26 protein-coding genes are annotated in these 26,085 nt (G+C 59.8%); 13 read left to right on the top strand and 13 right to left on the bottom strand.

All coding sequences use genetic code 11. The features are described 5' to 3' along the window. Positions 1-17 precede the first annotated feature (17 nt). Both AC2LD7_RS01220 and AC2LD7_RS01215 read left to right on the top strand, forming a co-directional pair. Positions 18-986 (top strand): NAD(P)H-dependent flavin oxidoreductase, encoded by a 969-nt coding sequence (locus AC2LD7_RS01220; protein ID WP_484596030.1) that lies wholly within the window; start codon positions 18-20, stop codon positions 984-986. Positions 987-1,104: 118 nt separating this feature from the next. Then, positions 1,105-2,052, top strand: coding sequence for a DUF805 domain-containing protein (locus AC2LD7_RS01215; protein ID WP_484596029.1), 948 nt, complete (start codon positions 1,105-1,107; stop codon positions 2,050-2,052). A gap of 13 nt (positions 2,053-2,065) precedes the next feature. Here AC2LD7_RS01215 and AC2LD7_RS01210 read toward each other — a convergent pair whose 3' ends face one another. Further along, the gene (locus AC2LD7_RS01210) at positions 2,066-3,541 is read right to left on the bottom strand and encodes an AAA family ATPase (RefSeq protein WP_484596028.1); all 1,476 of its coding nucleotides are present in this window, start codon (positions 3,539-3,541) and stop codon (positions 2,066-2,068) included. A 78-nt stretch (positions 3,542-3,619) separates the two neighbouring features. Between AC2LD7_RS01210 and AC2LD7_RS01205 the strand changes: the two genes are divergently transcribed. Both AC2LD7_RS01205 and coq7 read left to right on the top strand, forming a co-directional pair. Beyond that, positions 3,620-3,961: a histidine triad nucleotide-binding protein gene (locus tag AC2LD7_RS01205; protein ID WP_484596027.1), complete on the top strand. Its 342-nt coding sequence runs from the start codon at positions 3,620-3,622 to the stop codon at positions 3,959-3,961. A gap of 60 nt (positions 3,962-4,021) precedes the next feature. Continuing rightward, the gene (gene coq7, locus AC2LD7_RS01200; RefSeq protein WP_484596026.1) at positions 4,022-4,669 is read left to right on the top strand and encodes a 2-polyprenyl-3-methyl-6-methoxy-1,4-benzoquinone monooxygenase; all 648 of its coding nucleotides are present in this window, start codon (positions 4,022-4,024) and stop codon (positions 4,667-4,669) included. 56 nt (positions 4,670-4,725) lie between these two features. On the opposite strand, the gene speD is transcribed toward coq7, so the two are convergent. Then, positions 4,726-5,520 carry an adenosylmethionine decarboxylase gene (gene speD / locus AC2LD7_RS01195; RefSeq protein ID WP_484596044.1) on the bottom strand — a complete coding sequence of 265 codons (795 nt, stop codon included), beginning with the start codon at positions 5,518-5,520 and terminating at the stop codon, positions 4,726-4,728. 267 nt (positions 5,521-5,787) lie between these two features. Further along, on the bottom strand, positions 5,788-6,210 hold the full coding sequence (locus tag AC2LD7_RS01190; protein ID WP_484596025.1) for an OsmC family protein: 423 nt from the start codon (positions 6,208-6,210) through the stop codon (positions 5,788-5,790). A gap of 217 nt (positions 6,211-6,427) precedes the next feature. On the opposite strand from AC2LD7_RS01190, the gene crp reads away from it, so the two are divergent. Further along, complete coding sequence (gene crp / locus AC2LD7_RS01185) at positions 6,428-7,072, top strand: cAMP-activated global transcriptional regulator CRP (protein ID WP_255980181.1); 645 nt, start codon at positions 6,428-6,430, stop codon at positions 7,070-7,072. 65 nt (positions 7,073-7,137) lie between these two features. Here the strand turns inward: crp and trpC are convergent, their stop codons facing one another. The 7 genes from trpC to gabT all read right to left on the bottom strand — a co-directional run bounded on the left by trpC (position 7,138) and on the right by gabT (position 13,999). Beyond that, entirely contained in the window at positions 7,138-7,971 is an 834-nt protein-coding gene (gene trpC, locus AC2LD7_RS01180) for an indole-3-glycerol phosphate synthase TrpC (RefSeq protein ID WP_484596024.1), read from the bottom strand. Next, on the bottom strand, positions 7,968-9,014 hold the full coding sequence (gene trpD / locus AC2LD7_RS01175) for an anthranilate phosphoribosyltransferase (RefSeq protein WP_484596023.1): 1,047 nt from the start codon (positions 9,012-9,014) through the stop codon (positions 7,968-7,970). Before trpD ends, trpC begins: the two co-directional genes overlap by 4 nt. Next, positions 9,014-9,607: an aminodeoxychorismate/anthranilate synthase component II gene (locus AC2LD7_RS01170; RefSeq protein ID WP_484596022.1), complete on the bottom strand. Its 594-nt coding sequence runs from the start codon at positions 9,605-9,607 to the stop codon at positions 9,014-9,016. The genes trpD and AC2LD7_RS01170 overlap by 1 nt, the downstream gene beginning before the upstream one ends. Positions 9,608-9,609: 2 nt before the next feature. Next, a complete protein-coding gene (gene trpE / locus AC2LD7_RS01165) occupies positions 9,610-11,094 on the bottom strand; it encodes an anthranilate synthase component I (protein WP_484596021.1) in 1,485 nt (494 codons plus the stop codon). A gap of 191 nt (positions 11,095-11,285) precedes the next feature. Further along, positions 11,286-11,987, bottom strand: coding sequence for a phosphoglycolate phosphatase (locus tag AC2LD7_RS01160; RefSeq protein ID WP_484596020.1), 702 nt, complete (start codon positions 11,985-11,987; stop codon positions 11,286-11,288). Further along, a complete protein-coding gene (rpe, locus tag AC2LD7_RS01155; protein ID WP_484596019.1) occupies positions 11,984-12,658 on the bottom strand; it encodes a ribulose-phosphate 3-epimerase in 675 nt (224 codons plus the stop codon). The genes AC2LD7_RS01160 and rpe overlap by 4 nt, the downstream gene beginning before the upstream one ends. Before the next feature lie 60 nt (positions 12,659-12,718). Next, positions 12,719-13,999, bottom strand: a complete 1,281-nt coding sequence (gene gabT, locus AC2LD7_RS01150; protein ID WP_484596018.1) for a 4-aminobutyrate--2-oxoglutarate transaminase — start codon at positions 13,997-13,999, stop codon at positions 12,719-12,721. A gap of 361 nt (positions 14,000-14,360) precedes the next feature. On the opposite strand from gabT, the gene AC2LD7_RS01145 reads away from it, so the two are divergent. Then, a complete protein-coding gene (locus tag AC2LD7_RS01145; protein ID WP_484596017.1) occupies positions 14,361-15,380 on the top strand; it encodes an alpha/beta hydrolase family protein in 1,020 nt (339 codons plus the stop codon). Positions 15,381-15,406: 26 nt separating this feature from the next. Here the strand turns inward: AC2LD7_RS01145 and AC2LD7_RS01140 are convergent, their stop codons facing one another. The 3 genes from AC2LD7_RS01140 to AC2LD7_RS01130 are packed head-to-tail and all read right to left on the bottom strand — an operon-like array spanning position 15,407 to position 17,868. Next, positions 15,407-16,177 (bottom strand): DnaJ domain-containing protein, encoded by a 771-nt coding sequence (locus AC2LD7_RS01140; protein ID WP_484596016.1) that lies wholly within the window; start codon positions 16,175-16,177, stop codon positions 15,407-15,409. Next, positions 16,178-16,849: an N-acetylmuramate alpha-1-phosphate uridylyltransferase MurU gene (gene murU, locus AC2LD7_RS01135; protein WP_484596015.1), complete on the bottom strand. Its 672-nt coding sequence runs from the start codon at positions 16,847-16,849 to the stop codon at positions 16,178-16,180. Beyond that, complete coding sequence (locus AC2LD7_RS01130) at positions 16,846-17,868, bottom strand: aminoglycoside phosphotransferase family protein (protein ID WP_484596014.1); 1,023 nt, start codon at positions 17,866-17,868, stop codon at positions 16,846-16,848. The genes murU and AC2LD7_RS01130 overlap by 4 nt, the downstream gene beginning before the upstream one ends. Before the next feature lie 131 nt (positions 17,869-17,999). Here AC2LD7_RS01130 and AC2LD7_RS01125 point away from each other — a divergent pair, with 131 nt between their 5' ends. From AC2LD7_RS01125 to glpE, 7 genes are all read left to right on the top strand, one after another. Continuing rightward, on the top strand, positions 18,000-20,792 hold the full coding sequence (locus tag AC2LD7_RS01125; protein WP_484596013.1) for an LPS-assembly protein LptD: 2,793 nt from the start codon (positions 18,000-18,002) through the stop codon (positions 20,790-20,792). Beyond that, complete coding sequence (locus AC2LD7_RS01120) at positions 20,773-22,077, top strand: peptidylprolyl isomerase (RefSeq protein WP_484596012.1); 1,305 nt, start codon at positions 20,773-20,775, stop codon at positions 22,075-22,077. The genes AC2LD7_RS01125 and AC2LD7_RS01120 overlap by 20 nt, the downstream gene beginning before the upstream one ends. Before the next feature lie 96 nt (positions 22,078-22,173). Next, on the top strand, positions 22,174-23,166 hold the full coding sequence (pdxA, locus tag AC2LD7_RS01115; protein WP_484596011.1) for a 4-hydroxythreonine-4-phosphate dehydrogenase PdxA: 993 nt from the start codon (positions 22,174-22,176) through the stop codon (positions 23,164-23,166). A 291-nt stretch (positions 23,167-23,457) separates the two neighbouring features. Further along, complete coding sequence (gene rsmA / locus AC2LD7_RS01110) at positions 23,458-24,264, top strand: 16S rRNA (adenine(1518)-N(6)/adenine(1519)-N(6))-dimethyltransferase RsmA (protein WP_484596010.1); 807 nt, start codon at positions 23,458-23,460, stop codon at positions 24,262-24,264. Between the two features lie 27 nt (positions 24,265-24,291). Continuing rightward, a complete protein-coding gene (gene apaG, locus AC2LD7_RS01105) occupies positions 24,292-24,675 on the top strand; it encodes a Co2+/Mg2+ efflux protein ApaG (protein ID WP_484596009.1) in 384 nt (127 codons plus the stop codon). After that, positions 24,672-25,496, top strand: a complete 825-nt coding sequence (locus tag AC2LD7_RS01100) for a symmetrical bis(5'-nucleosyl)-tetraphosphatase (protein ID WP_484596008.1) — start codon at positions 24,672-24,674, stop codon at positions 25,494-25,496. Before apaG ends, AC2LD7_RS01100 begins: the two co-directional genes overlap by 4 nt. After that, positions 25,489-25,818 carry a thiosulfate sulfurtransferase GlpE gene (gene glpE, locus AC2LD7_RS01095; protein ID WP_484596007.1) on the top strand — a complete coding sequence of 110 codons (330 nt, stop codon included), beginning with the start codon at positions 25,489-25,491 and terminating at the stop codon, positions 25,816-25,818. The genes AC2LD7_RS01100 and glpE overlap by 8 nt, the downstream gene beginning before the upstream one ends. The last annotated feature ends 267 nt before the right edge of the window (positions 25,819-26,085 follow it).

Genomic DNA, 26,085 nt, shown 5'->3' with positions numbered 1-26,085 from the left:
CTACTTAAGGAACTGCCATGTCGCTACCAGCCCTCCTACAAGAACGCTTGCGCCTGCCACTGGTAGCCGCGCCAATGTTCCTAGTATCCAATCCAATACTCGTCGCGGCGTGCTGTCGCAGTGGCGTCGTGGGTAGCTTCCCAGCGTTGAATCAACGGGAGAGCAGCGGATTCCGGAACTGGCTCATGGAAATAAGCGCGCACTTATCCGCAACACCTAACGCAGCCCCGTTCGCAGTGAATCTGATTGTCCACCACAGCAATCCCCGCCTGCAGGCGGACCTTGCCATATGCGTGGAACAACGCGTGCCGATCGTTATCACTAGTCTCGGTGCTGTGAAGGAAGTCGTAGATGCGGTGCACAGCTACGGCGGTCTGGTCTTTCATGACGTAACCACGCGCCGACATGCGGAGAAAGCAGCCGAAACAGGGGTCGACGGCCTGATTGCCGTTGCGGCAGGCGCAGGCGGTCACGCCGGCACCTGGAGTCCCTTTGCCTTGATTGCGGAGATTCGTCAGTTCTTCGACAAAACCCTCCTGCTGTCAGGCTGCCTCAATCACGGCCACGAAATACTGGCGGCGCAACTACTGGGCGCTGACCTCGCCTACATGGGAACACGCTTCATTGCTACCCGCGAAAGCCAGGCCTCAGAGGAATACAAGCAGATGCTCCTGCAGGCTCAGGCCGCCGACATCGTTCACACCGCGGCAGTGTCGGGCGTACCGGCGAGCTTCCTGCGTCAAAGCTTGCAGCAGGCGGGCTACGACGAGGCACGCCTACAAGGCAAAGGCCAAATGAACTACACGGAAAAGCTCAAACCAGTCAGCGATGAGGCCAAGGCATGGAAGACCGTCTGGTCTGCAGGCCAGGGCGTCGGAGAGATACACGACCTGCCGAGTGCCGAAGAGCTCATTGCGCGCCTGGATCAGGAGTACCGCACGGCCCACAGTCAAACGGTTCAGCTTTCCCAGCGATGGCTAGGGTGATCGTGACGCATCTCGCATTCCGCATAAAGCCTGGTAGCAGCTGCTCCGCTGCAACTTGTTGGCGATACAGCCAGACCGTTAGGCTTGAGCAAAACCAACAAGGTAACAGGGATGTTGCATGACTTCCGACCAGTACAAAATCGTCTTTGACGGCGAGCTCATGCCAGGAATGGCAGCCGATGCGGTAAAAAGTAATCTGATCCGGCTGTTCAAAAGCGACACCAGCAGCATCGAGCGGTTATTCGGCCACGGCCCGGTAAATATCAAGCGAGATCTAAGCGGCCCCGAGGCCGACAGATACTTACAAGCGTTACATCATGCGGGAGCGAAGGCGCGCAAGGAGCCAGAAAAGGTTGTTGCCCTGGCTCTGGTTGATAAGGGACCAGAACGATCTGCCGATACGCACGCCGTTGCAGCCCAAATGAACTGTCCAAAATGCGGACATGACCAAACGGCGACCAATCAATGCGAACGGTGCGGCATCGTTATCGAGAAGTACCTGGCGAGGCAGGCGCAGAATGCCCAAGCATTTAAGGGAGGCTTCCTCGATGCTGCAGCCCAACCATACGCTCCACCGCGCGCTCAGGTTGGAGAGCCAACACCGGAATATGGCGAACTAAAGGCGTTCACGATACAAGGAAGGATCGGTCGCTTACGCTACCTTGCCTGGTCGATGACGCTGATGGCCACCGCGCTTGGATTACTGCTCATCGCCAGTCTGGGTTTCGCCATCTCCGCAGTGCTCGGCTCGATACTCAGCGGACTGTTCGTCCTTGGCGTTCTGCTCGTCAGCGCACAAATCAGCGTACAGCGCTTGCACGATATGGGCTGGTCCGGCTGGTTCATGCTGCTCAACCTGGTACCGGTAGTCGGCGCCATCTTTCCTCTAGCGTTGCTGCTGGTACCGGGCAAAGATGAGGGGAATCGCTTCGGCCCGCCGCCGCCACCCAATAGCCGGGCGGTGAAGGTTCTCGCTGCGCTCTGGCTGCTCATGCCGTTTGTTGGCATTCTCGTCGCGATTGCGATTCCGGGCTACCAGCAATACGCGGACCGGGCGGCTCTGTGAGTTCAGACACCCGTCACGCCAGCACCGTACGCTCCGAAGCCCAGCCGCGCAGATCATCAAGGGCTTCGGCCATCACTACCGAAAGTGGCGAGGTCGCCCGGACGCAATCCAGCAACATCTGATGATCCGGATCACGCGATTGCGCCTGTCCGGCGTAAACTGCTGACACCACGACCTGTTCGATTTCCGCCCCGGAAAACCCATCGCAGGCATTTGCCAGCGCCGCCAGATCGAAGCTATCGGCATCCAGTTCGCGCCGTGCCAGATGAATGCGGAATATCTCGGCGCGGGTCGACTGATCAGGCAGGTCGACGAAGAACAGCTCGTCAAAACGTCCTTTCCGTAACAATTCCGGCGGCAAACGATCGACCGCGTTCGCTGTCGCCACCATGAACACCGGCGCATCACGCTCAGCCATCCAGGTGAGCAAGGTGCCCAGCACTCGCTGACTGACGCCGCCGTCCATCTCGCCAGTGGCGAGCCCCTTTTCCAGTTCGTCCATCCACAATACGCAGGGCGCCATCTGCTCGGCCAACTTCAGGGCTTCACGTAGGTTGCGCTCCGTTTCGCCGAAGAATTTGTTGTACAGGCAGGCAAAGTCCAACCGCAACAACGGCAAGCCCCAGAGCCCCGCCACCGCCTTGGCAGCCATACTTTTACCGCCGCCCTGAACACCGACGAGCATTACGCCGCGCGGCATGTCGCTCTTGCTTCCAGCAAGAAAGGCGCCCTGACGCTCACCTAGCCAACGCTTGAAGTTCTGCAACCCGCCGACATCGGCGAACCGCGCCGTCTCGTACTCGAAACCAAGCACGCCTTCCATATCCAGCAGTTCGAACTTCCTGCGATTGAGTTCTGGCAAGTCATCCTGAGTAATCGCACCGTCATCGCAAATCAGGCTATGCGCCAGGCTTCGGGCCTCGGCGTGACTGAGGCCACGCAAGTTCTTCACCACCTGCTGCAAGGTGCGATTGTCAGTACGCACCCGCGCGCCACGGTTACGCTCACTCCAACGCGTCGCCTCGTCGCGCACGATACTCAGCAGTTCCTCCTCGGACGGCAAGGTCAGGGAGAACCGAGCCGCGTAACGCTGGACCTCCGCCGGCAGCTTGAACGCATGGGAGACCAGCACCAGCGTCGGGGCCGAAGCCCCTTCGGCCATGGCAATCTCCTTCAACAACCGCACCAGTCGCGGCTCGTCGAGAAACGGATGCAGGTCGCAGAAGACGTAGAGATTCGCCAACGGGTCGTATTTGACGTGCTTCAGCGCGACCTCAGCCGCGCAGCTCTCGCCGCTATCCAGCGCTTCTCCGCCGAATGCGAAGCGTCTTAGCCCCTCGGTCACTGACCAGACCTGGAGCGCGACACCCCGGCTGATGGCCAATCCGGTAAGCGTTTCAAGGACACGCCGCTCGTCCCACGACTCGATAACCACGAGTCGCAGACGTGACTCGAGCACCAGTGCCAAATCACGGATATCGTTCTTCATTTGCTACCTTCCTGTGTAGGCTGACCAGGTTCAAAACGGCCTGTTACACTGTCAAATCGTCCCATTCGGAGAAGCGCCATGGATTGTCTGTTCTGCAAGATCGTGGCTGGGGATATCCCCGCGCACAAGCTTTATGAAGACGATCAGGTCATCGCCTTCAATGACATCGCACCCCAGGCGCCCGTGCATTTTCTAGTGATACCGAAGAAACACATAGCCACCCTCCACGATCTGAGCGAAAAGGATGACAAGGCACTCGCCGGCCACATCCTCTTTACGGCACAGCGTCTAGCTGAAGAACAGGGCTGCCAAGAAGGCTTCCGCGTCGTTATGAACTGCAACGACCTCGGTGGCCAGACGGTCTATCACATACACATGCATGTGCTTGGCCAGCGTCAGATGCACTGGCCGCCGGGCTGATCGAACGTTACCCGAGAAAGCGCCACTGCCAACGACTGCTCCGAGCCACCTGGAGACGACATGCCTAACCAACGCGAATATTCACCCGCCGACCGCCTGCTGTTGCAAGCCGATGCCGCGTTAAGAACACTGCTGCCGTTCAGCGGCCAGCCCAATCGACCAACGCCAGCGGCATTGAAGAACGAGACCGAGCTGAGCGACAGCGAAGCACGTCACGTTGCCGGACTGATGCGGATCAATCATACGGGTGAGGTTTGCGCTCAGGCCCTGTATCAAGGGCAGGCATTGACAGCGCGATTACCGAGAGTGCGCCAGGCGATGGAGCATGCAGCCGATGAGGAAGTCGACCACTTGGCTTGGTGCGAGCAACGCATCCATCAGTTGGGCAGCCACACCAGCGTTCTTAACCCGCTTTTCTATGGATTGTCGTTCGGCATCGGTGCTTCTGCCGGGCTGATCAGCGACCGGATCAGTCTGGGCTTCGTTGCTGCAACCGAGGATCAGGTCTGCAAGCATCTCGACGAACATCTGGAACAGATCCCGGCAAGCGACGAGAAATCCCGAGCCATTCTGGAGCAGATGCGTACGGACGAGGCGCAGCATTCGACCGCCGCTCTCGATGCGGGCGGCTTGCGCTTCCCAGCACCAGTCAAGTTCGGCATGAGCCTGATGGCCAAAGTGATGACGAAAACCACGTACCGAATTTGATTAGCCAATAAATGAGAAGGGCGCCGATACAGGCGCCCTTCTCATTTGTGCGGCTACTAGCCCGGCATGTTGCGCGCGTAGAAGATCTCCAGCATCTCGTGACGCAGGCGATCCTCAACCTGCTGTCGCTGTTCGGCGGACAGATTATTGGTCGCGTCGCCGAACAGATAGTTCTCCAGCTCGAAATTCTTCAACAACATCTTGGTGTGGAACAGATTCTCCTGATAAACATTAACGTCGGTCATCTGATAGGCCGAGCGGGTGTCTTCGGAAAGGTAGTTCTGAATCGAATTGATTTCGTGGTCGATGAAGTGCTTCTTGCCTTCCACATCACGAGTAAAGCCACGAACGCGATAATCGACCGTCACGATATCCGACTCGAATTGATGGATCAGATAATTGAGCGCCTTGAGCGGAGAAATAACACCGCAGGTCGAAACATCGATATCCACACGAAAGGTCGCAATGCCCTCGACCGGATGAATTTCGGGGTAGGTGTGAACCGTGATATGGCTCTTATCCAGATGCGCCAGAATAGTTTCGGGCAGCGGACCGGGTGATTCCTCGATCTGACTGTCAGTCGGGGTGACCGGCTGCTCGGAAATGAGAATGGTCACGCTGGCGCCCTGCGGCTCGTAATCCTGCCGCGCAATGTTGAGAATGTTCGCGCCAATGATGTCGACAACATCGGTCAGAATCTGCGTCAGCCGCTCGGCGTCGTATTCTTCATCGATGTACTGTACGTACGCCTGCTGGTCTTCCTGCGTTTCGGCATAGCAGATGTCGTAAATATTGAAGCTCAAGGTCTTCGTCAGGTTGTTGAACCCGTGGAGCTTGAGTTTGCTTTTCACCATTGGAAACTCTCTTTTATGCGGCTCACCGCGTGATTGAGCATGCCCGTCAGATACGGATATCTGCGTAGGACGGTATACACCTCTTCGCATTAGCGACTGTGGCTGCTGTTTTAACGAAACGGCCCCGTTGAAAAACGGGGCGCGCATTATGCAGATTGAAGGCGGCGGGTGCCAGTGCCCGCAAACGTCAATCTGATGAGTCGAAGCCTGCAACGTTCTCGGCGCACACCGAGGGAGGCGGTGTGATTGCTTGTGTTCCAGCGGTCACCCTAGCTCGACAATCTCATAGTCATGTGTAATTTCAACGCCGGCACGCCCGAGCATGATCGACGCGGAGCAGTATTTCTCGGCGGATAGTTCGACCGCACGCTTGACCTGGGCCTCCTTCAGGCCTCGCCCCTTGACGACGAAGTGCAGATGAATCTTGGTGAACACCTTCGGATCCTCATTGGCGCGCTCAGCCTCCAGGAATGCCTCGCAGCTCTCGACCGGCTGACGCGACTTCCTCAAGATGCTCACCACATCGAAGTTGCTGCAGCCACCAAGCCCGAGCAACAGCATCTCCATCGGACGAACACCGAGATTACGCCCACCGTTTTCTGGCGGACCGTCCATGACCACGACATGACCGCTGCCCGATTCGCCGAGAAACATCGCTTCTCCGGCCCACTGAATGCGCGCTTTCATCGATAGACTCCGGTACAAAAGGAGCGAAGCTTAGCATGACCATCGACGGCAGCTGGAGGCAGCAATCCGACGAAACGAATGCTCCGAAGTTGATATTCGTGTCGCAGTTTTGTTGTCGATGCGGACCGGTCTGTTAAGCTCCCTTGGCCTGATAACAGAACTCAGTCATAAATAATAAGAACCTGCCTCTATTGGACACATCTTCCGGGACTACAGCATGGTCGCTATTACACTTACGCCCAAGATCAAAAACATCGACAAACTACTCGCGCATTGCCATCGCCGGCGCTATACCGCCAAGAGCACCATCATTTATGCAGGCGATCGTTGTGAAACTCTCTTCTTCATTGTTAAAGGCTCGGTCACCATTCTGATCGAGGACGATGATGGGCGGGAGATGATCATCGCTTATCTCAACTCCGGAGACTTCTTCGGAGAGATGGGCCTGTTCGAAAAGGAAGGCACCGAAAAGGAACGTAGCGCCTGGGTCCGCGCAAAGACCGAATGCGAAGTCGCCGAATTGAGCTACGCCAAGTTCCGCGAACTGACGCAGCAGGATCCCGATATCCTTTACGCGCTCGGCAGTCAGATGGCCGAACGTTTACGCAACACGACGCGCAAGGTCGGTGATCTAGCGTTCCTCGACGTGACCGGCCGCGTGGCCCGCACGCTGCTCGATTTGTGCAAACAACCCGATGCCATGACCCATCCGGATGGCATGCAGATCAAGATCACTCGCCAGGAAATTGGCCGCATCGTCGGTTGTTCACGGGAGATGGTCGGACGTGTACTCAAGAGCTTGGAATCCCAAGGCTTGGTGCACGTGAAAGGCAAGACCATGGTGGTATTCGGTACTCGCTGAACGCTTAACCAGCACCATTGAAAAAGCCGGCTACCACAGGCCGGCTTTCCAATTCTCCGCTCAGATCAATCCGGATCGCCACCCACCCGCTGGCGGGCTCGGCTCGGGAAGAACAAGCGTTGCAGTTCTACGCCGGGCTCTTCTGCCCGCATGAAGGCTTCGCCAACCAGAAACGCATATACCTCGTTTATCTCCATCAACTCGACATCTGCGCGATGCAGAATGCCGCTCTCGGTGACCACGACGCGGTCACGAGGAATGCGCGGCAGCAAATCGAGCGTGGTTTCCAAACTGAGTTCGAACGTGTGCAGATTACGGTTGTTGACTCCGACCAAAGGCGTTTCGAGGCGCAACGCGCGCTCCAGCTCGGCCCCGTCATGCACTTCCACCAATACGTCGAGCCCCTGAGCTTTTGCCACATCGGCCAGCTCGACCATCTGCGCATTCTCCAGCGCAGCGACGATCAGCAGAATGCAGTCGGCACCCAGCGCTCGAGCCTCGATCACCTGATAGGGATCGACCATGAAATCCTTGCGGATCACCGGCAGCTTGCAGGCAGCACGCGCCTGCCGCAGATACTCATCGGCGCCCTGGAAAAAATCGATGTCAGTCAGTACCGAAAGACAGGTCGCGCCGCCGGCCTCGTAGCTTTTGGCAATGTCCGCAGGCACGAAGTCTTCGCGCAGCACACCCTTGCTCGGCGAGGCTTTCTTGATCTCGGCAATCACAGCCGGCTGTTTGTTGCGAACCTGCTCTTGCAGACTGCGGGCGAAACCGCGGACCGGATCTGCCGCGACTGCCAGCCGTTCCAGTTCGGCCAGACTGACACGACTACGACGCTCGGCCACCTCCTCGTGTTTGCGCGTAATGATTTTTTCCAGAACCGTCGGCACGCTCATTGTGAACTCTCCTGCTTGAACACAACGGTAAATGAAACCAATTCCTCGAGCTTGTCTCTCGCGAGGCCGGTGTGCAACGCATCGTGTGCCATTTCGACGCCCTGTTTCAGGCTGCTGGCAACATCGGCGGCGTAGAGCGCAGCACCCGCGTTGAGCACGATCATGTCCGCCGCCTTCTGCCCGTTCTCGGTCTTGCGTCGCCCCAGCGCATCACGAATCAGTGCCAGCGAGCCCTGAGCATCATCGACGTTCAGCCCGATCAGGCTTTGGCTTTTGATGCCGAAGTCCTCAGGCTGAACGCGGTACTCGGTGATTTCGCCGTTGTTCAGCTCTGCAATATAGGTCGGTGCCGCCAGGCTTATCTCGTCCAGCCCATCCTGCGCGTGCACGACCAGCACATGCTGGCTGCCGAGACGCGACAGTACTTCCGCCATTGGCCGGCAGAGCTCTTTACTGAAGACACCAAGCACTTGATGCTGGACGCCCGCGGGATTGGACATCGGCCCGAGGATATTGAACAGGGTGCGCAGCCCCAACTCGCGGCGCGGTCCGGCGGCAAATTTCATCGCCCCGTGATGCGCCGGTGCGAACATGAAGCCAACGCCTACGGCATCCACACTGCGCGCCACTTGCTCGGGTGTGAGATCAAGGTAGACCCCCGCGGCTTCGAGCAGGTCGGCACTGCCGCTCTTACCTGACACCGCCCGGTTGCCATGCTTGGCGACCTTTCCACCAGCCGCCGCAACAACGAACGCCGCGGCGGTAGAGACGTTGAAGATATTCATCCCGTCGCCACCGGTGCCACAGGTATCCACCAGACGATGGGTGTCGAAGTGCACCGGCGCGGCCAGCTCGCGCATTACCTGCACGGCCCCGACGATCTCGTCGATGGTTTCGCTCTTCATGCGCATGCCCATGAGGAAAGCGCCAATCTGAGCGTCGGTACACTGGCCGGTCATTATCTGCCGCATGACGGCTTTCATTTCCTCGGTACTCAGATCCAGCTGGCCGACGATCCGATTCAGGGCGTCCTTGATATCCATCAGCGCACGCCTCCGGTCTGCTTCAAAAAATTGGCGAACAGTTCGTGGCCCTGCTCGGTCAGGATGGATTCAGGATGGAACTGCACGCCTTCGATATTCAACGTCTTGTGCCGCAGCCCCATGATTTCGTCGACGCTGCCGTCGTCTTGCCGCGTCCAGGCCGTGACCTCAAGGCAATCCGGCAAGGTCTCGCGCTTGACCACCAGCGAGTGATAGCGAGTAACCGTGAGCGGGTTGTTCAGCCCGGCGAACACCCCGCCATTTTCATGCATAACCGGACTGGTCTTGCCATGCATCACCTGCCGTGCGCGCACGACGTCACCGCCAAATGCCTGACCGATGCTCTGATGGCCGAGACACACGCCAAGAATCGGCAACTTACCGGCGAAATGGCGAATCAATTCCAGCGAAACGCCCGCTTCGTTCGGTGTGCAGGGGCCGGGCGAGACGACTATGCGCTCGGGGCTCAGGGCTTCGATTTCCGCCACGCTCAATTCATCGTTGCGCACCACTTTGACCTCGGCGCCGAGCTCGCCGAGGTACTGCACAACGTTATAAGTAAAGGAATCGTAGTTATCGAGCATCAACAGCATGATCAGTTCTCCTGCTGGTCGCGTTCGGCCAAGGCCACCGCGCGGAACATGGCGCGGCGCTTGTTGAGCGTTTCTTCCCACTCCAGCGCCGGCTGCGAATCGGCGACGATGCCGGCGCCGGCCTGTACATGCAGTTCGCCGTCCTTGATCACCGCGGTACGGATCGCAATGGCGGTGTCCATGTTGCCGTTCCAAGCAAGATAGCCGACTGCACCGCCGTAGACGCCGCGCTTGACCGGCTCCAGCTCGTCGATGATTTCCATCGCACGGATTTTCGGCGCACCGGACAAGGTGCCAGCCGGCAGGATCGCGCGCAGTGCATCCATTGCCGTCAGCGGTGCCTTGAGCTGGCCGGTGACGTTGGACACGATGTGCATGACATTGGAATAGCGTTCGATAACCATTTTCTCGGTCAGCCGCACTGAGCCATTTTCGGCCACGCGGCCCACGTCGTTGCGGCCCAGGTCGATCAGCATCAGGTGTTCGGCCAGCTCCTTGGCGTCGCTGAGCAGATCCTTTTCCAACGCTAGATCGGCCTCTTCGTTAGCGCCGCGCGGGCGAGTGCCGGCGATCGGCCGAACCGTGACCAGCCCTTCTTCGACGCGCACCAGCACTTCTGGCGACGAACCCACCACGTGGAAGTCGCCGAAGTTGAAGAAATACATATAAGGCGTCGGATTGAAGCAGCGCAGCGCACGATAGAGATCGATGGGCGCGGCCTTGAACGGGATCGACATGCGCTGGGAAATCACCACCTGCATGCAATCGCCGGCAAGGATGTAGTCCTTGATGCGGTTGACGGCCTGCTCGTAGTCCTCATGGGTGAAGCTGGAACGGAACGTCGGTTCGGCGCCGTCGCTCTTTTCGAAATCCAGGCCCAGACGCGGTGTGATCGACTGACGAAGCTTTTCGCGTAGCGCTTGCAGCTTCGCCTGCCCCGCCTCGTAGGCGTCTGGCTGCGCCGGATCGACCAGCACGATGCAATGCAGCTTGCCGGCCAGGTTGTCGAATACCACCACCGCATCGGAAACCATCAACAGAATGTCTGGCGTCCCGAGCGGGTCGGGATTCGGTCCCTTGGCCAACTTGCGCTCGACATAGCGCACGCTGTCGTAACCGAAGTAACCCACCAGGCCGCCGTTGAAGCGCGGCAAGCCCTCGACGGGCGCGACGCGATAGCGCTGCTGGAAGGATTCGACAAAGGCCAGCGGGTCCTCTACTTCGCAGTTTTCGGTTTCGATGCCGTCAGTGGTCACGCTGATGTGATGGTCATGCACGCGCAAAACGGTGCGACACGGCAGACCGATGATCGAGTAACGCCCCCACTTCTCCCCGCCCTGCACGGATTCGAGCAGGTAGGAGTTGGGCGCGTCGGCGAGCTTGAGATACAGCGTCAGCGGTGTATCGAAGTCAGCGAGCGTTTCGAACGACAGAGGGATGCGGTTGTGGCCTTCGGCGGCCAAACGCAGGAATTCTTCGCGGGTCATGTCAGCCTCGTGGTCGGAGGGAGCTACTTGGGTCAGGTACAGCAAACGCACCGGTCGAGCCGGCAGGAAATGTCAGGCGCGCCAGCGCCAACGGGCCAGGGCCTTGATGACATTCATCCATTGTTTGCGGGTGACCACCACGATCTGATCTCGTCTGCGGGATTTTCGGGATCTGCGGAACAGAGCCCACACTAGCGCAGCCCCGAAGCCGAAGCAACCAGCTCACGCAGGTCATCGAGTACCAGAGCGGGCTCTTCGTTGGCGATGGGTTCGCCGTGGTTGTAGCCATAGCTGAGCGCGACGCACGCAACCTGCGCGGCCCTGGCAGCCCTGACATCGTTGCGAGAGTCGCCCACGAACAGCGATCGCTCGGCCGTCACTTCTGCCCTGTCCATGATCCACAACAGCGCCGCCGGGTCGGGTTTCTGCTGCGGCAGCGTGTCGCCGCCGATCAGCCATTGAAAATAGCCAGCGAGACCTTTCTCTTCTAACAGCGGTTCGATGAATTGCGCCGGCTTGTTGGTAATGATCGCCAGCTTTACACCGCGCTCGCGCAGCCAGTCCAGGCATTCACGGACGCCAGGATAAACAGTGGTCAGCTCATGCCCACCGGCGTAAGCCTGCATAAACAATACCAGCGCCTCGTCAGCCAGCTCATCGGCAACACCGTCATGCTGCAGCTGACCGGCCAGCGCGCGGCGCACCAGTATGCGCGAACCATTACCGACCCAATCGCGTACGCGTGCAATGCCAGCCGGCTCGCGACCCAGCAGCATCAGCATCTTGTCCACCGCGGCGGCGAGATCCGGCACCGAGTCCATCAGGGTGCCGTCCAGGTCGAACATCACCAGGCGCGGCAGCGTGCCGTCGAAGAGCTGCTCCAGACGGGTCATGGGCGGGCCAGCGCCAGTTCGGCGCGCATCTGGTCGATCACCGCCTTGTAGTCCGGCTGATTGAAAATCGCCGAGCCAGCCACGAAGGTATCGGCGCCCGCTGCGGCGATTTCGCGAATGTTCTTTGGATTGACGCCGCCATCGATCTCCAGACGAATCTCACGGCCGCTGGCATCGATCAGCGCCCGCGCTTCACGCAACTTGTCCAGCGTGCCGGGGATGAACTTCTGCCCGCCGAAGCCAGGGTTGACGCTCATCAGCAGGATCATGTCGACCTTGTCCAGGACGTACTTGAGCACGTCCAGTGGCGTCGCGGGGTTGAATACCAACCCAGCCTTGGCGCCGCCGTCCTTGATCAGCTGCAGCGAGCGGTCGATGTGCTCGGAGGCTTCCGGGTGGAAGGTGATGTAGCTGGCGCCAGCCTCGAGGAAGTCGCCGATCATGCGGTCCACCGGGCGGACCATCAAGTGCACGTCGATGGGTGCGGTGACGCCGTGCTTGCGCAGCGCCGAGCAGACCATCGGGCCGATGGTCAGGTTGGGCACGTAGTGGTTGTCCATTACATCGAAATGGACGATGTCCGCACCGGCGGCGAGCACGTTGTCCACCTCCTCTCCCAGGCGGGCGAAATTGGCGGAAAGGATGGAGGGGGCGATGGCGAACGGCTGCATGACGACCTCGGGTAGCACGGCGGAATGCCGCGCATTGTACCCGAGGGCTGGCGTTGCGGCTTAGGTCAGCTCATCGAAGCATTCGCCGATGATCGCCAAGCCGCGGTCGAGCAGCTCGTCTTCAGCAGTTAACGGCACCAGCACGCGCAGCACGTTTGAATAGGTACCGCAGGACAACAGGATCAGCCCCTTTTCACGCGCCCGCACAACAATCTGCGAGGTCAAGGCCGCAGCCGGGCGCGCATGATCGCCCGCCTCGAACAGTTCGATGGCAATCATCGCGCCCAGCCCGCGCACTTCGCCAATTTCCTTGTGCCGCGCCTGGATAGTTTCGAGGCCAGCTGTGAGCTTAGCCGCCACGGACCTACAGCGATCTAGCAGCCTTTCTTCCTCAAAGATTTCAAGCACCGCCAGGGCTGCCGCGCAGGACAGCGGATTACCAGCATAAGTACCGCCCAGACCGCCCGGAGCGATGGCGTCCATCAGTTCGGCCTTGCCGCATACTCCGGCAATCGGGAAGCCACCACCGATGGATTTGGCGAAGGTGGTGAGATCGGCAACCACGCCCATCTGCTCCATGGCGAAAAAGGTACCGGTACGGCCCGCGCCGGTTTGCACTTCGTCGGCGATCAGCAGGATGCCGTGCTGGTCGCAGAGCGCGCGCAGGCGGACCATGAATTCCTTCGGCGCGACGTTGAAACCGCCTTCGCCCTGCACCGGCTCGATGATGATCGCCGCGATGTCGCGCGGCTCGGCGTCATTCTTGAAGATGCGCTCGATACTTTCAATCGACTCGTCGACGCCGACACCATGGATCGAACACGGATAAAGCGCGCGGAAGATACCGCCCGGCATCAGGCCCATGCCCGTCGAGTAAGGCGCGACCTTGCCGGTCAGGCCGAGCGTCATCATGGTGCGCCCGTGATAGGCACCGGTGAAGGCGATCACGCCGGCGCGGCCGGTGGCGGCACGGGCGATCTTCACCGCATTCTCGACCGCTTCGGAGCCGGTAGTGACCAACAATGTCTTCTTGGCGAAATCGCCCGTCACTCGCGCGTTGATCTTCTCGCACAACTCAACATAGGGCTCGTAGGCCAGCACCTGAAAGCAGGTGTGGGTCAGTTTATGCAACTGCGCCTCGACCGCTTTGATGATCTTCGGGTGCAGGTGGCCAGTATTCAGCACAGCGATACCGCCGGCGAAATCGATGAACTCGCGGCCTTCGACGTCGACCACGCTGCTGTTCTTTGCATGGTCGGCAAAGATCGGATGGATCTGACCGACGCCACGGGGAACGGCGGCGACACGGCGTTGCATCAGGGATTCGTTGGTCTTGCTCATAAACTCCTCAGTAGCCGCTCATCGTCGGCTCGGGTCGGAATGGACGTCAGGGAGCAAGCACGACAGCATACGATGATCGACTGCCGCACCATCCGGGCGTTCGGATAACAGTAGAACGCTGTGCATTATTTTGCACGCTGAATTTCGGCCCCATCGAACCGTGCCGGCGCACGGCAAGCTGGCCGGCATTCTTGGTAAGGCCAAGGCGTCCCAGTTATGGAAATAAACCAAACTAACAGACAGCAACCAAGCGGTTAGATGCCAACATAAGCCCCACGCAGCCAGCAGAAGATGCCGAAGCATTTTGAATATGCGACAGCGCAGCCATTACAGTTTATATGCCGATATCCAGGGAGCCCCGATGCCTCGTTTTCTCGAATCACTGCGGTTGCTGGTTTTCGTTTCCGCGATCGTGATGGCATCAGATAGCAATGCCGTCGAAGAACCTGTGACGCCGATAACCGCGCCGCCCACAGCACCAACCGAACGCCCCGAGCTGCCATCGCGCAGCGAAGCCATGGCGGCCGACCTGAAGCGACAGCTGCCAGCCAGCGAAATTGTCAGGTTGCAGGCGGGTGAGAACGAATTCATTGCGCTCTGGCGGCCAGCGAATGTGGGCGCGCCCAAAGGAATGGTGATTTTGCTGCCGGGGGACGGCGAGAGTGCGGATTGGCCACGCGGTATCGGCCCGCTGCGCAAAGGTCTGCCCGATCACGGCTGGCATACCCTGAGTCTCAGCCTGCCGGACGCGCCGCAGGCCACACCCGTAGGCAACTCAAACTCCCCGGTTGAACCATCGAAAGAAAAGCCCGAACAACCCGAACAGGCGGACGTAACCGACAAAGAAAACGCACCCAACGAAGCGGGCTATCTGCCGGAAGAGACCGCAGCCACGCCGAATGAACAACCACTTGATGAAGCCGTGGCACAGGATTTACCCGAGCCAGAAGAAACCGAGCTCAGCCATGCCGACCAGATAGCCGAGCGCCTCAATGCTGCCCTGGCCTTCGCCCGCACCAAGCAGCCGAGGAAAATCGTCTTTCTCGGTCAAGGCACAGGTGGCTATTGGGCTGCGCGCTATTTGCAGCAGATGAAGCCAGACGATGTGGCTCATTTACTGCTAATCCAGCCGCATCAGCCAGAGGGGCAGGACGAGGCGCTCGCAGAATTGGTTCCGGCACTCAAGCTGGCCACCGGCGACTTCTATTACAAGGGCAACACCGGAACCTCGTCGGCTGCCCACGAGCGGCTGAATGCGAGTCGCCGCATCCAACACCCGGCTTACCAGCAGGTGGGACTGCAACCACTGTCGGGCGATCGCAAGGCCGAACAGGAACAACTGGTGCGACGGGTGCGCGGCTGGCTGGACCGGCAATCGTAACGTATCGCTATCACCGACCTAAGGCACTAGCGAAAGCCTTTACGCTCGCGGATCAGCGTGTAGGCGTTGTGCAATTCACGGGTGCGCTCCGTGGCTTCGCGAACCTGCAACGGCGTGGCCCCGGCGCCGGCCTGTTTGTCGGGGTGATGCTTGCTAAGCAAGCGCCGATAAGCGCGTTTGATCACCTGTGGCTCGCTGTCTGCGCGCACGCCAAGCAAGCGCAACGCCTGTTCATAAGCGCCCCCGAGATTGCTCGGCGCGCCTTGGCGTTGGCCGTTATTCTGATCCAACGCCGCGATAGCCGCCGAATCCCAGCCCATCCACCTTCCCCAAAGCATGATCAGCTCGTGCTCGCGCGCATCGATCTGACCCTGCGCCCGCGCCATTCGCCAACAGGCCTGAAGCACGCCCTTCGCTTCGTCGCGTCGCCCGCGTAGGCGCTGCAGCGGCTCGCGCAATCCGTCACCGCTGGATTTGCCACGGTAGAACGCATCAATAGCCGCACGCTGGGCCGTTGGCGCCAACTGTAATCGGCGCATCTCGCTGCGAGCGGCCTGGATATGCGCTTCGCTGATCCGGCCGCTGCTTTTGGCCAAGCGCCCGAGGAGAAAGAACAATAATTCGTCGCCGTGCCTTGCCGGCTTGCCGCCACCGAGGCGATGACGCAGGCTCGCCCAAGAATCGAGTCCGAGCCGGCGATCGAGCATCTGCCCGATCAAGGCACCGAGCAGCGCACCCGGAATGCTCGCCAGCAACCAACCAGCCAGCGTCCCCAACAGCGTAATGGGCCAGAACATTCAGCACCGCGCCTTCAGGATTCGTTCGACCTCAGCCAGCCGCTCATGGGTGCCGACGTCGATCCAGCGCCCACGGTAGTGCTCGCCGCTCACGAGCCCCTCCGCCATTGCCTGCCGCAGCAATGGCGCAAGCTTGAATGCACCCGCGCTGCAGCCATCAAACAGACGGGGACTCAATACGGCGATACCGCTATAGGTGAGTGTGGCGGCCGACGTGGATACTTCCCTGACCGAGCCATTGGCCAGGGCGAAATCCCCGGCCGGGTGATGCGCCGGGTTGTCCACCAGCACAAGATGCGCCAAGCCGGACAATGGCTTGTCCAACAAGCTGAAGTCGTAATCGGTCCAGATATCGCCATTGACCACCAAAAATGGTTGGTCGCCGAGCAAGGGCATTGCCCGATGGATCCCGCCGCCGGTTTCCAACGGCTCGCCTTCTGCCGAATAACGAACGCGCACGCCGAAGCGATCGCCCTCGCCCAGGTGCGCTTCGATCTGCTCGCCAAGCCAGGCGTGATTGATCACCAGTTCATTGAAGCCAGCCTCAGCCAGGGCTCGAATGTGATACTCGATCAACGGCGTGCCGCCCGCCTGCACCAGAGGTTTGGGCGTATGCAGCGTCAAGGGGCGAAGGCGCTCGCCCTTGCCTGCGGCAAGAATCATCGCCTTCATGGTGTTACCTGCGCTTGCGGCAGGCCTTGCAACAATTCGTGCAGTTCCGCCAGCTCGGGGCGGCGCGCCAGCACCGTCTCGATATAGGCGAAAAAGCGGGGCACATCGGCCAGATAACGGGGCTTGCCGTCGCGATGGCAGATCCTGGCGAAGATGCCGATGACCTTCAGATGCCGCTGCAACCCCATCAGATCGCTGGCGCGATGAAACTCGGCGAAGCTGCCCTGCACCGGGATGCCGGCGACGCGCGCGGATTCCCAATAGCTCTGAAGCCAAGCTTGGACACGCGCTTCAGGCCAGCTGAGAAAGGCGTCCTTGAACAGCGAGGTGATGTCGTAGGTCACCGGCCCGATCACCGCGTCCTGAAAGTCCAGCACACCCGGATTTGGCTGGCTGAGCATCAGGTTGCGCGGCATATAGTCGCGATGCACCAGCACCGTGGGCTGATCGAGCGCCGAGTCGATCAGCAGCCGGCAGATTCGCTCCCAGGTCTGTTGCTCGGCCGAGCTGAAACTGTGTCCCAGATGGCGCTGCACGTACCATTCCGGGAACAGTTGGAGCTCCCGGCGCAGCAGCGCCTCGTCATAGGACGGCAGTGGTATCGATACCGGAAACGCCTGGAACGCCAGCAGCGACCGAATCGCGTCGGCGAACAGCTCATCGGCACTGGCTTGGTCGATTACGTCCAGGTAGGTCTGCCGGCCCAGGTCGCTCAGCAATAGAAAGCCACGCTCGAGATCTTCAGCCAGGACCTCGGGCACCTGAACGCCCGCCTCCGCCAGCAGCGCGGCGACCGCAACGAATGGCCGGCAGTTTTCCTGCGGTGGCGGTGCATCCATGAGAATAAAACTACGCCCCTGCGCCTCCCAGCGAAAATAGCGGCGAAAACTCGCATCGCTGCTGGCCGCAACCAGGGGGGCATCAGGGACGTCGCCCCAACCTCGACGGGCAAAAAGCTCGCTCAGATTAGGCTTTAGCCAGGCGCTAAGGTCCAGCAGGCGTTGATCGTGTTGCGGCATATCAGGGGCTCTCCACGGCGCTAGCCGATAGGCGGGTCATGCTTTATTATCCAGCATCTTTTTCAGACCATCGAGAGGCGTGCGGCCCAGCCCGGCCGATGGCTCGCCGCAAGCACGGACCCAAAAACAAGATGGCAGTCAAATATCCCGCTTTTCGTAAAAAATTCCCGCTACTGGTTACCGGCGGCATGCTCGCATTGCAACCTGTAGCGACTCCTCTTGTTATCGCAGCCGAACAATTCGCCTGCCAGCCTGGCACCGGTGGCAGTTGGAACTGCGCCTCCGACATCGATAGTTCCGCGCTGCCCCGCCCGGTGCATCGCGGCAGTGCCGCCGACGGCAGCGGCGCCTCGGCGAAACCGCCCGCGAGCAAGGCCGAACGCCAGGCCGCCGCGACGACCCTGGTTACCGAGAGCAAAGGCCGCGCCCTCGCCTCGCGCAGTGCCGACTATAGCCATCTCGATTGGGTGCCGCGCGACCAGCTCACCAATGCACAACTGGCCGAGGCCGGCCCCTCGTGTACCGGCACCTATGTTGAACCGAACCGCCCAGGTCAGTTCGACAATACGCCGATGAGCGAAGCACCGACCTATGTCTCGGCAAAAGCCACCCGCTACGAACAACAGCAGGAAATCGCCACGCTGGCAGGCGATGTGGTGCTGCGCCAGGGCAGTATCCAGGCCGAATCCGACGAGGCGAGCCTGTATCAGCTGGAAAACCGCGGCGAGCTGAAGGGCAACGTCCGCCTGCGTGATCGCGGCGCGCTGATGGTCGGCGATCGCGCCGAACTCTTCCTCGATACCGGTGAAGCCCAGGTCGACAATGCCGAGTACGTGATTCACGAAGGTAAGATCCGCGGCAGCGCGCTGTATGCCAAGCGCACGGAAAACGCCATCATCCGCCTTAAAGACGGAACCTACACCAGCTGCGAGCCGGGCGAGAACAGCTGGCATCTGCAGGGCAACAACGTCACCCTGGACCCCGCCACCGGCTTCGGTTCGGCGACCAATGTGACGCTGCGGGTCAAGGATGTTCCGGTGTTCTACACCCCCTATATTCATTTCCCGATCGATGACCGTCGCCAGTCCGGCTTCCTCGCGCCCAGCATCAGCTCGTCGAGCGATACAGGGCCATCGCTGGTCACGCCATACTATTTCAACCTGGCGCCGAATTTCGACGCCACGCTCTACCCTAATTACATGGCCGATCGCGGCTTGCTGCTCGAGGGCGACTTCCGTTACCTGACCCGACGCAGCGAAGGCCAGTTCAGCGCGGCCTACCTTGACGACAGCAAGGACAACCGCAAGCTGCAATCGGAATACAAAGACCAGCGCTGGCTGTACAGCTGGCAGAACAGGACTGGGCTCGATACCCGCTGGCTGGCCGAGGTCGATTACACCGATATCAGCGACCCTTATTATTTCCAGGACCTGAATACCAATCTGGGCATTGATCGGCCAGCTCATCTCGACCAACGGGGTACGCTTAGCTATCGCGGCGATAGTTACACCGCGCGGTTGAACGTACAGGCTTACGAGCGCGCCACCATCGCCGATATCACACCCTACGAGCGCCTGCCACAGCTGACGCTCAACGGCGCGCTGCCCTTTCAGCCGGGCGGCTTGCGGTTTGCGTATAACACCGAGTTCGTCAGCTTTCAGCGCAGCCTGCGTGACGGTAATTTCTTCGATAAAAACGGAGGTCCTTTCAACGCGAGCGGAGAACCGGTCGGGGCGCCCTGGTACGACACCCGACTACAGGATCTCTCACGCGCTGAGGGGGAGCGACTGCACCTGGAACCGGGCGTGAGCCTACCGCTCAACGGGAGCTGGGGCTTCGTCAAGCCATCGATAAAGTACGCCTATACTCGCTACGATCTGGACCTGGATGCAGAAGGTATTGCCGATCTGAACAACGATGGCCGCCAGTTCAACAATTCCCCGGACCGCAGCGTGCCAATCTTCAGCATCGATAGCGGCCTGTATTTCGACCGCGACACCCAGTGGTTCGGCAACGATTACCGTCAGACTCTCGAGCCGAGGCTGTTCTATCTCTACGTGCCAGAAGAAGATCAGAACGACATACCGATATTCGATACCGGTGAATACACCTTCAACTACTCGTCGCTGTGGCGCGATAACCGCTTCTCCGGCACAGATAGAATTGGCGATGCCAATCAGGTTTCACTGGGCGTGACCAACCGCTGGATCGAGCCGAACGGTCTGGAGCGTCAGCGCTTCAGCATCGGCCAGACTTTCTACTTCCGCGATCGCGTAGTACAGCTGCCGAATCTCGAGAATCGACCAGGCTCCACATCGAATGTATCGCCGTATGCGCTCGAGTATCTGTACCGTTACAACCGCGATTGGCGCTTCAATTCGACTTTCAATTGGGATCCGGATGAGGGCAAGACCCGCTCCGGTAGTGCGATCTTCCATTACCAGCCGGCGGACAATCCGAGAAAAATCGTCAACTTCGGCTACCGCTATCGCAACGATACCGTGCGTTTCGACCAAGCGACCGGCCAGTGGTCCTATGGCGGCGACTACGGCACGCCGGGCTCGCCCGAATACATCAAGGATTACTACAAAATCAACCAGCACGACATTTCCACTATCTGGCCGATCCTGCCGCAGTGGAGCCTGATTGCGCGCTGGCAGCATGACTACAGCCGCGGCCGCACGCTGGAAGCCTTCGGCGGCTTCGAGTACGACAGCTGCTGCTGGAAGCTGCGCCTGATCAACCGTTACTGGATCGACTACCACGAAACCAGTCTCAACCCATCGCAGAATGACGAGCCAGACAATGGCATCTTCCTGCAAATCGTCCTCAAGGGACTCGGCGGTGTGTTCGGCAGCTCCACCGAGACATTCCTCGACGAAGGCATACAAGGTTACCGTGAACGTGAAGACCAAGCTTTCTGATTACCTACGCCCGCTGTTGGGCGCCCTGCTAGTGAGCAGCGCAACACTGGCGACACCGGTTTCGGCCGAAGTCCGTCAACTCAACCGCATCGTCGCCATCGTTGATAACGACGTGATCATGCAGAGCCAGCTGGACCAGCGTACGCGCGAGGTTCAGCAAACCATCGAGAAGCGCGGCGCAGAAATGCCGCCAACCGAAGTGATGCAGCAACAGGTGCTGGAGCGATTGATTACCGAGAACCTGCAATTGCAGATCGGTGAACGTTCCGGCATTCGCATCTCTGACGAAGAACTCAATCAGGCCATGGGCACCATTGCCCAGCGCAACAACATGACTCTGGATCAGTTTCGCGGCGCACTGGAGCGCGATGGTTTGAGCCTTGAGACCGCACGCGAGCAGATACGCCGCGAAATGGTCATCAGCCGTGTGCGCCAACGCCGTATCGCCGAACGCATTCAGGTTTCGAACCAGGAAGTCGAAAACTTCCTTGCCTCCGATCTCGGCAAGTTGCAGCTGTCCGAAGAGTATCGACTGGCCAATATTCTGATTCCGGTAGCGGAATCGGCCGACTCGGCGGCCATTCAGGCCGCAGAACAGACCGCCATGGACACCTATAAACAGATCCAGGACGGTGCAGATTTCGCCAGGCTTGCAGTGTCACGCTCAGCCAGTGAAAACGCACTGGAAGGTGGCGATATGGGTTGGCGCAAGGCCGCACAATTACCGCCACCGTTCGACAGCGAAGTTCGAGGCATGGCCGTGGGCGAAGTCACTCGGCCGGTGCGCACACCTCCAGGTTTCATTCTTCTCAAAGTATTGGACAAGCGCGGCGGCGACACTCAGGTGCGCGACGAAATTCATGTCCGCCACATTCTGATCAAGCCTAGCCAGATCCGCAGCAAAGAGGAAAGTCGGCGCCTGATCGAGCGTCTGCGTGACCGTATTCTGGCCGGTGAAAGCTTTGCAGAACTGGCGAAGAATTTCTCCGAAGATCCCGGTTCGGCACTCAACGGCGGCGACCTGGACTGGATCGACCCGAGCTCACTGGTACCGGAGTTCCGCGAGGTCATGGCCAACACTCCCAGCGGCCAGCTGTCCGAAGCGTTCGAGACTCCATACGGCTGGCATATTCTCGAAGTACTGGGGCGCCGCGCTACTGACGCTAGCGAGGAGTTCCGTGAACAGCAGGCGCTGACCCTGCTGCGCAACCGCAAGTACGAAGAAGAACTGCAAGCCTGGTTGCGCCAGATACGCGACGAGGCCTACGTCGAAATCAAGATCTGATAGTGACGGCCGAGCTGGATTGAATCATGCGTCGCCTCTGCGGGCCGGCCATACGGCCGGCCCGTTTCTTTTTTCCCAGCCAGAAGACTGATCGACATGACCGTCAAACGCTTCGCCCTGACTCCCGGCGAACCCGCCGGTATCGGTCCCGACCTCTGCCTGCTGCTTGCTCGCGACAGTCATCCTCATCCATTGATCGCCATTGCCAGTGCCGATTTATTGAGCGCCCGCGCCAATGAACTGGGATTGGACGTTCATATAACAACCGTAGCGCCGGAACACTGGCCCGATAAACCCGCGCCGGCCGGCAGTCTCTACGTTTGGGACACGCCACTGGGCTCTCCAGCCGTAGCTGGGCAGCTCGATGCGTCCAATGCCGGTTATGTGCTGGAGACGCTTACCCGTGCCGGCCGGGGCTGCCTCGATGGCAGCTTCGCCGGCATGATCACCGCCCCGGTGCACAAAGGCGTAATCAACGAGGCGGGCATCCCGTTCTCAGGTCATACCGAGTTTCTTGCCGAGCTGACCAATACCAAGCAGGTCGTGATGATGCTCGCTACCCGCGGCCTGCGCGTGGCGCTGGTCACCACCCACCTCCCCCTCAAGGATGTCGCTGCGGCGATTACCGCCGAGCGACTGGAGCGTGTCACCCGTATCCTGCACGCCGACCTGATCGGCAAATTCGGCATTGCACAGCCGCGCATCTTGGTCTGCGGTTTGAACCCTCATGCTGGCGAGGGCGGTCATCTGGGCCGCGAAGAAATCGAGGTCATCGAACCGACCCTACAACGCCTGCGCGGCGAAGGCCTGAATCTGATCGGTCCGCTGCCCGCCGATACCCTGTTCACGCCCAAGCACCTCGACCGCTGCGATGCTGTGCTGGCGATGTATCACGACCAAGGATTGCCGGTCCTCAAGTACAAAGGCTTCGGCGCAGCGGTCAATGTCACGCTGGGTTTGCCCATCGTGCGTACATCGGTCGACCACGGCACTGCACTCGATCTCGCCGGCAGCGGCCGAGTCGATACCGGCAGCCTGCAAGTGGCGCTGGAGACGGCGTATCAGATGGCCGAAAGCCGCCGCACCTAATAAGACGGTAAGCGACGCAGGAATGTTGAAGCCGCGACTGCACGGACATCCGGCGTCGCGTAACCCGCGGCAGTGTAGCCGCCCTGACATCGACGATGGATTACGCAGCTGCCGTCTTTCGTGCACCTGCGGCATCTGGCCTGCGCTGCTAACCCATCGACCTTCACATAGCACTTGTGCATGACTCATGCAGCTTGGCACTGATGTTCGCTGTTAAACTGCGCGTCTTTTCCCCTTTGCCTTGTGCTTTGAGCCTGCCGCTTGCAGCCTGAAGCCTGGAGCCGCTTTCCGATGTCTGAATACCAACACCGCGCGCGCAAGCGTTTCGGCCAGAACTTTCTCCATGATGCCGGCGTGATCCACCGCATCCTGCGATCCATCCACGCCAAACAGGGCGAGCGAATCGTCGAGATTGGGCCGGGCCAGGGCGCCCTCACCGAAGGCTTGCTAGATAGCGGCGCACACCTGGACGTGGTCGAACTGGACCTGGACCTCATTCCGATCCTGAAGCACAAATTTGCCGGTCGCGAAAATTTCGCGCTGCATCAGGGTGATGCGCTGAAATTCGATTTCGCCGAGCTGAGCCAGGAGTCCGACAGTCTGCGTATCGTTGGCAACCTGCCGTACAACATTTCCACACCGCTGATCTTTCATTTGCTCGACCATGCCGGACTGATCCGTGACATGCATTTCATGCTGCAGAAGGAAGTGGTCGAGCGGCTCGCTGCGCAACCCGGTGGCGGTGATTGGGGGCGACTGTCGATCATGGTGCAGTACCACTGTCGCGTCGAACACCTGTTCAATGTCGGGCCCGGCGCTTTCAACCCGGCGCCAAAGGTAGAGTCAGCGATTGTTCGCCTTGTACCCCATGAAGTGTTACCACATCCGGCACACGATCACCGCCAGCTCGAAAACGTGGTCCGCCAGGCGTTTAACCAGCGTCGCAAGACCCTGCGCAATACGCTTAAGGGATTGCTGGATGCGGACGCCATCGCCGCCGCCGACGTTGATGGCAGCCTGCGTCCGGAACAGCTGGATCTGGCAGCGTTCGTAAGACTGTCCGACCAACTTTCCGCCCGCAGCTGCGCCCGCGTCTGACGACGAACCCACGAGCAGGAGCACCTCATGCCTGAAGACCTTCGCTACAGGATCGACGTCGATATCAGCCCGGCATACCTGGCCGACCAATCGCAGCCGGAACAAAACCGTTATGCCTTTGCCTACAGGGTAACGATCGAAAACAAAGGCCAGCTCACTGCACAATTGCTATCACGCCACTGGATCATCACCGACGGCGATGGCCAAGTGCAGGAAGTGCGTGGCGCCGGCGTGGTCGGCGAGCAGCCAGTGCTCGCTCCTGGCCAGCGACATGTCTATACCAGCGGCACGCTGATGGCTTCCCGCGTCGGCACCATGCAGGGCAGCTATCAAATGCTCGCCGAAGACGGGCATCGCTTCGACGCCGTGATTGCGCCATTCCGGCTGGCCGTACCCGGAGCCTTGCATTGACTACCTATGCTGTTGGCGACCTGCAAGGTTGCCTTGAACCGCTCCAGCGTCTGTTGCAGCGGGTCGATTTCAGCCCTTCGCGCGATTGCCTGTGGCTCGCCGGGGACCTGGTCAATCGTGGCCCAGCGTCGCTTGAGGCGCTGCGCTTCGTTCGTAATCTGGGCAGTTCGGGCGTTACCGTACTGGGCAACCATGACCTGCATCTGCTGGCCGTTGCGTACGATGTCGGGCGGCTGAAAAGAGCCGATACCCTCAAGCCGATCCTTGATGCACCCGACCGTGCCGATCTGATCGATTGGCTGCGTCAGCAAAAGATCATCCATCACGATGCCGAACGCGAAGCCACCATGGTCCATGCCGGCATCCCGCCGCAGTGGACAATGGACAAGGCGCTACGACGCGCCGCCGAAGTCGAACAAGCATTACGCGATGACGCCATGCTGCCGCTGTTTCTCGACGGGATGTATGGTAACCAGCCGGCCAAATGGAACAAGGAGCTCCACGGCATACCGCGGCTGCGTCTGATTACCAACTATTTCACCCGCATGCGCTTTTGCAAATCCGATGGCACCCTCGATCTGGAGGCCAAGGAAGGGCTCGGTTCTGCGCCCCCAGGATTCGCGCCCTGGTTCAGCCATTCCAATCGCAAAACCCGAGGCTGCAAGATCATCTTTGGTCATTGGGCCGCACTGGAAGGTCAGTGCGACGCGCCCAATGTCTATGCGCTGGATACTGGCTGCGTGTGGGGTAATGCCATGACCCTGATGAATCTCGACAGCGGCGAACTGCACCGCTGCAACTGCGAGGCAACCCATGACTGATTTCAAACGCATCTCTCCGGAGCAGGCACAGGCGCTGCGCAGCGAAGGCGGCGTTATCGTCGATATTCGCGACGCGCACAGCTACGCCAATGGTCATATCAAGGGATCGACACATCTCGACAATCATTCGTTACCCGACTTCATCGCCGCGGCGGACCTTGACCATCCGCTTATCGTCACCTGTTATCACGGCCATTCCAGCCAGAGCGCGGCGGCGTATCTGGTCCATCAGGGCTTTTCGGATGTCTATAGTCTCGATGGCGGCTTCGAGCTGTGGCGCCACAGCTTCCCTCAGGACATCGAGCAGGGCGATCCTGCATAAATAATATTTCTCTCAGAGGCCGCGCATTGCGCGGCCTTGCGCCCCTCATCCGACGAAACGCAGCGGTAAATGCACCTCTCCTCCCTTGAATTTGTTGAATCCGAACTATCCTTCAGTTCAGGCCATCCAAACAGGTGAAGCCGTTTTCGGCCACCGGGCCTCAGGTTTCGACCATCAGGTGTTCGGGGGGACTCCACAGGCCGATTATCGGCCGGTACCTGAATGCCTGATGACAACACCGGCTCCGAGCATCGTCCGAGGTGAAGT

This window comes from Stutzerimonas sp. (assembly GCF_982611455.1).
Note: the sequence above shows the minus strand (reverse complement) of the source record. Positions and strands in the feature narration are given on the sequence as shown.

Bases quoted from the DNA above. Each gene is read 5' to 3' on its own strand.
- AC2LD7_RS01220 (WP_484596030.1), top strand. From the start codon at position 18: ATGTCGCTACCAGCCCTCCTACAAGAACGCTTGCGCCTGCCACTGGTA.
- AC2LD7_RS01215 (WP_484596029.1), top strand. From the start codon at position 1,105: ATGACTTCCGACCAGTACAAAATCGTCTTTGACGGCGAGCTCATGCCA.
- AC2LD7_RS01210 (WP_484596028.1), bottom strand. From the start codon at position 3,541: ATGAAGAACGATATCCGTGATTTGGCACTGGTGCTCGAGTCACGTCTG.
- AC2LD7_RS01205 (WP_484596027.1), top strand. From the start codon at position 3,620: ATGGATTGTCTGTTCTGCAAGATCGTGGCTGGGGATATCCCCGCGCAC.
- coq7 (WP_484596026.1), top strand. From the start codon at position 4,022: ATGCCTAACCAACGCGAATATTCACCCGCCGACCGCCTGCTGTTGCAA.
- AC2LD7_RS01190 (WP_484596025.1), bottom strand. From the start codon at position 6,210: ATGAAAGCGCGCATTCAGTGGGCCGGAGAAGCGATGTTTCTCGGCGAA.
- crp (WP_255980181.1), top strand. From the start codon at position 6,428: ATGGTCGCTATTACACTTACGCCCAAGATCAAAAACATCGACAAACTA.
- trpC (WP_484596024.1), bottom strand. From the start codon at position 7,971: ATGAGCGTGCCGACGGTTCTGGAAAAAATCATTACGCGCAAACACGAG.
- trpD (WP_484596023.1), bottom strand. From the start codon at position 9,014: ATGGATATCAAGGACGCCCTGAATCGGATCGTCGGCCAGCTGGATCTG.
- AC2LD7_RS01170 (WP_484596022.1), bottom strand. From the start codon at position 9,607: ATGCTGTTGATGCTCGATAACTACGATTCCTTTACTTATAACGTTGTG.
- trpE (WP_484596021.1), bottom strand. From the start codon at position 11,094: ATGACCCGCGAAGAATTCCTGCGTTTGGCCGCCGAAGGCCACAACCGC.
- AC2LD7_RS01160 (WP_484596020.1), bottom strand. From the start codon at position 11,987: ATGACCCGTCTGGAGCAGCTCTTCGACGGCACGCTGCCGCGCCTGGTG.
- rpe (WP_484596019.1), bottom strand. From the start codon at position 12,658: ATGCAGCCGTTCGCCATCGCCCCCTCCATCCTTTCCGCCAATTTCGCC.
- gabT (WP_484596018.1), bottom strand. From the start codon at position 13,999: ATGAGCAAGACCAACGAATCCCTGATGCAACGCCGTGTCGCCGCCGTT.
- AC2LD7_RS01145 (WP_484596017.1), top strand. From the start codon at position 14,361: ATGCCTCGTTTTCTCGAATCACTGCGGTTGCTGGTTTTCGTTTCCGCG.
- AC2LD7_RS01140 (WP_484596016.1), bottom strand. From the start codon at position 16,177: ATGTTCTGGCCCATTACGCTGTTGGGGACGCTGGCTGGTTGGTTGCTG.
- murU (WP_484596015.1), bottom strand. From the start codon at position 16,849: ATGAAGGCGATGATTCTTGCCGCAGGCAAGGGCGAGCGCCTTCGCCCC.
- AC2LD7_RS01130 (WP_484596014.1), bottom strand. From the start codon at position 17,868: ATGCCGCAACACGATCAACGCCTGCTGGACCTTAGCGCCTGGCTAAAG.
- AC2LD7_RS01125 (WP_484596013.1), top strand. From the start codon at position 18,000: ATGGCAGTCAAATATCCCGCTTTTCGTAAAAAATTCCCGCTACTGGTT.
- pdxA (WP_484596011.1), top strand. From the start codon at position 22,174: ATGACCGTCAAACGCTTCGCCCTGACTCCCGGCGAACCCGCCGGTATC.
- rsmA (WP_484596010.1), top strand. From the start codon at position 23,458: ATGTCTGAATACCAACACCGCGCGCGCAAGCGTTTCGGCCAGAACTTT.
- apaG (WP_484596009.1), top strand. From the start codon at position 24,292: ATGCCTGAAGACCTTCGCTACAGGATCGACGTCGATATCAGCCCGGCA.
- glpE (WP_484596007.1), top strand. From the start codon at position 25,489: ATGACTGATTTCAAACGCATCTCTCCGGAGCAGGCACAGGCGCTGCGC.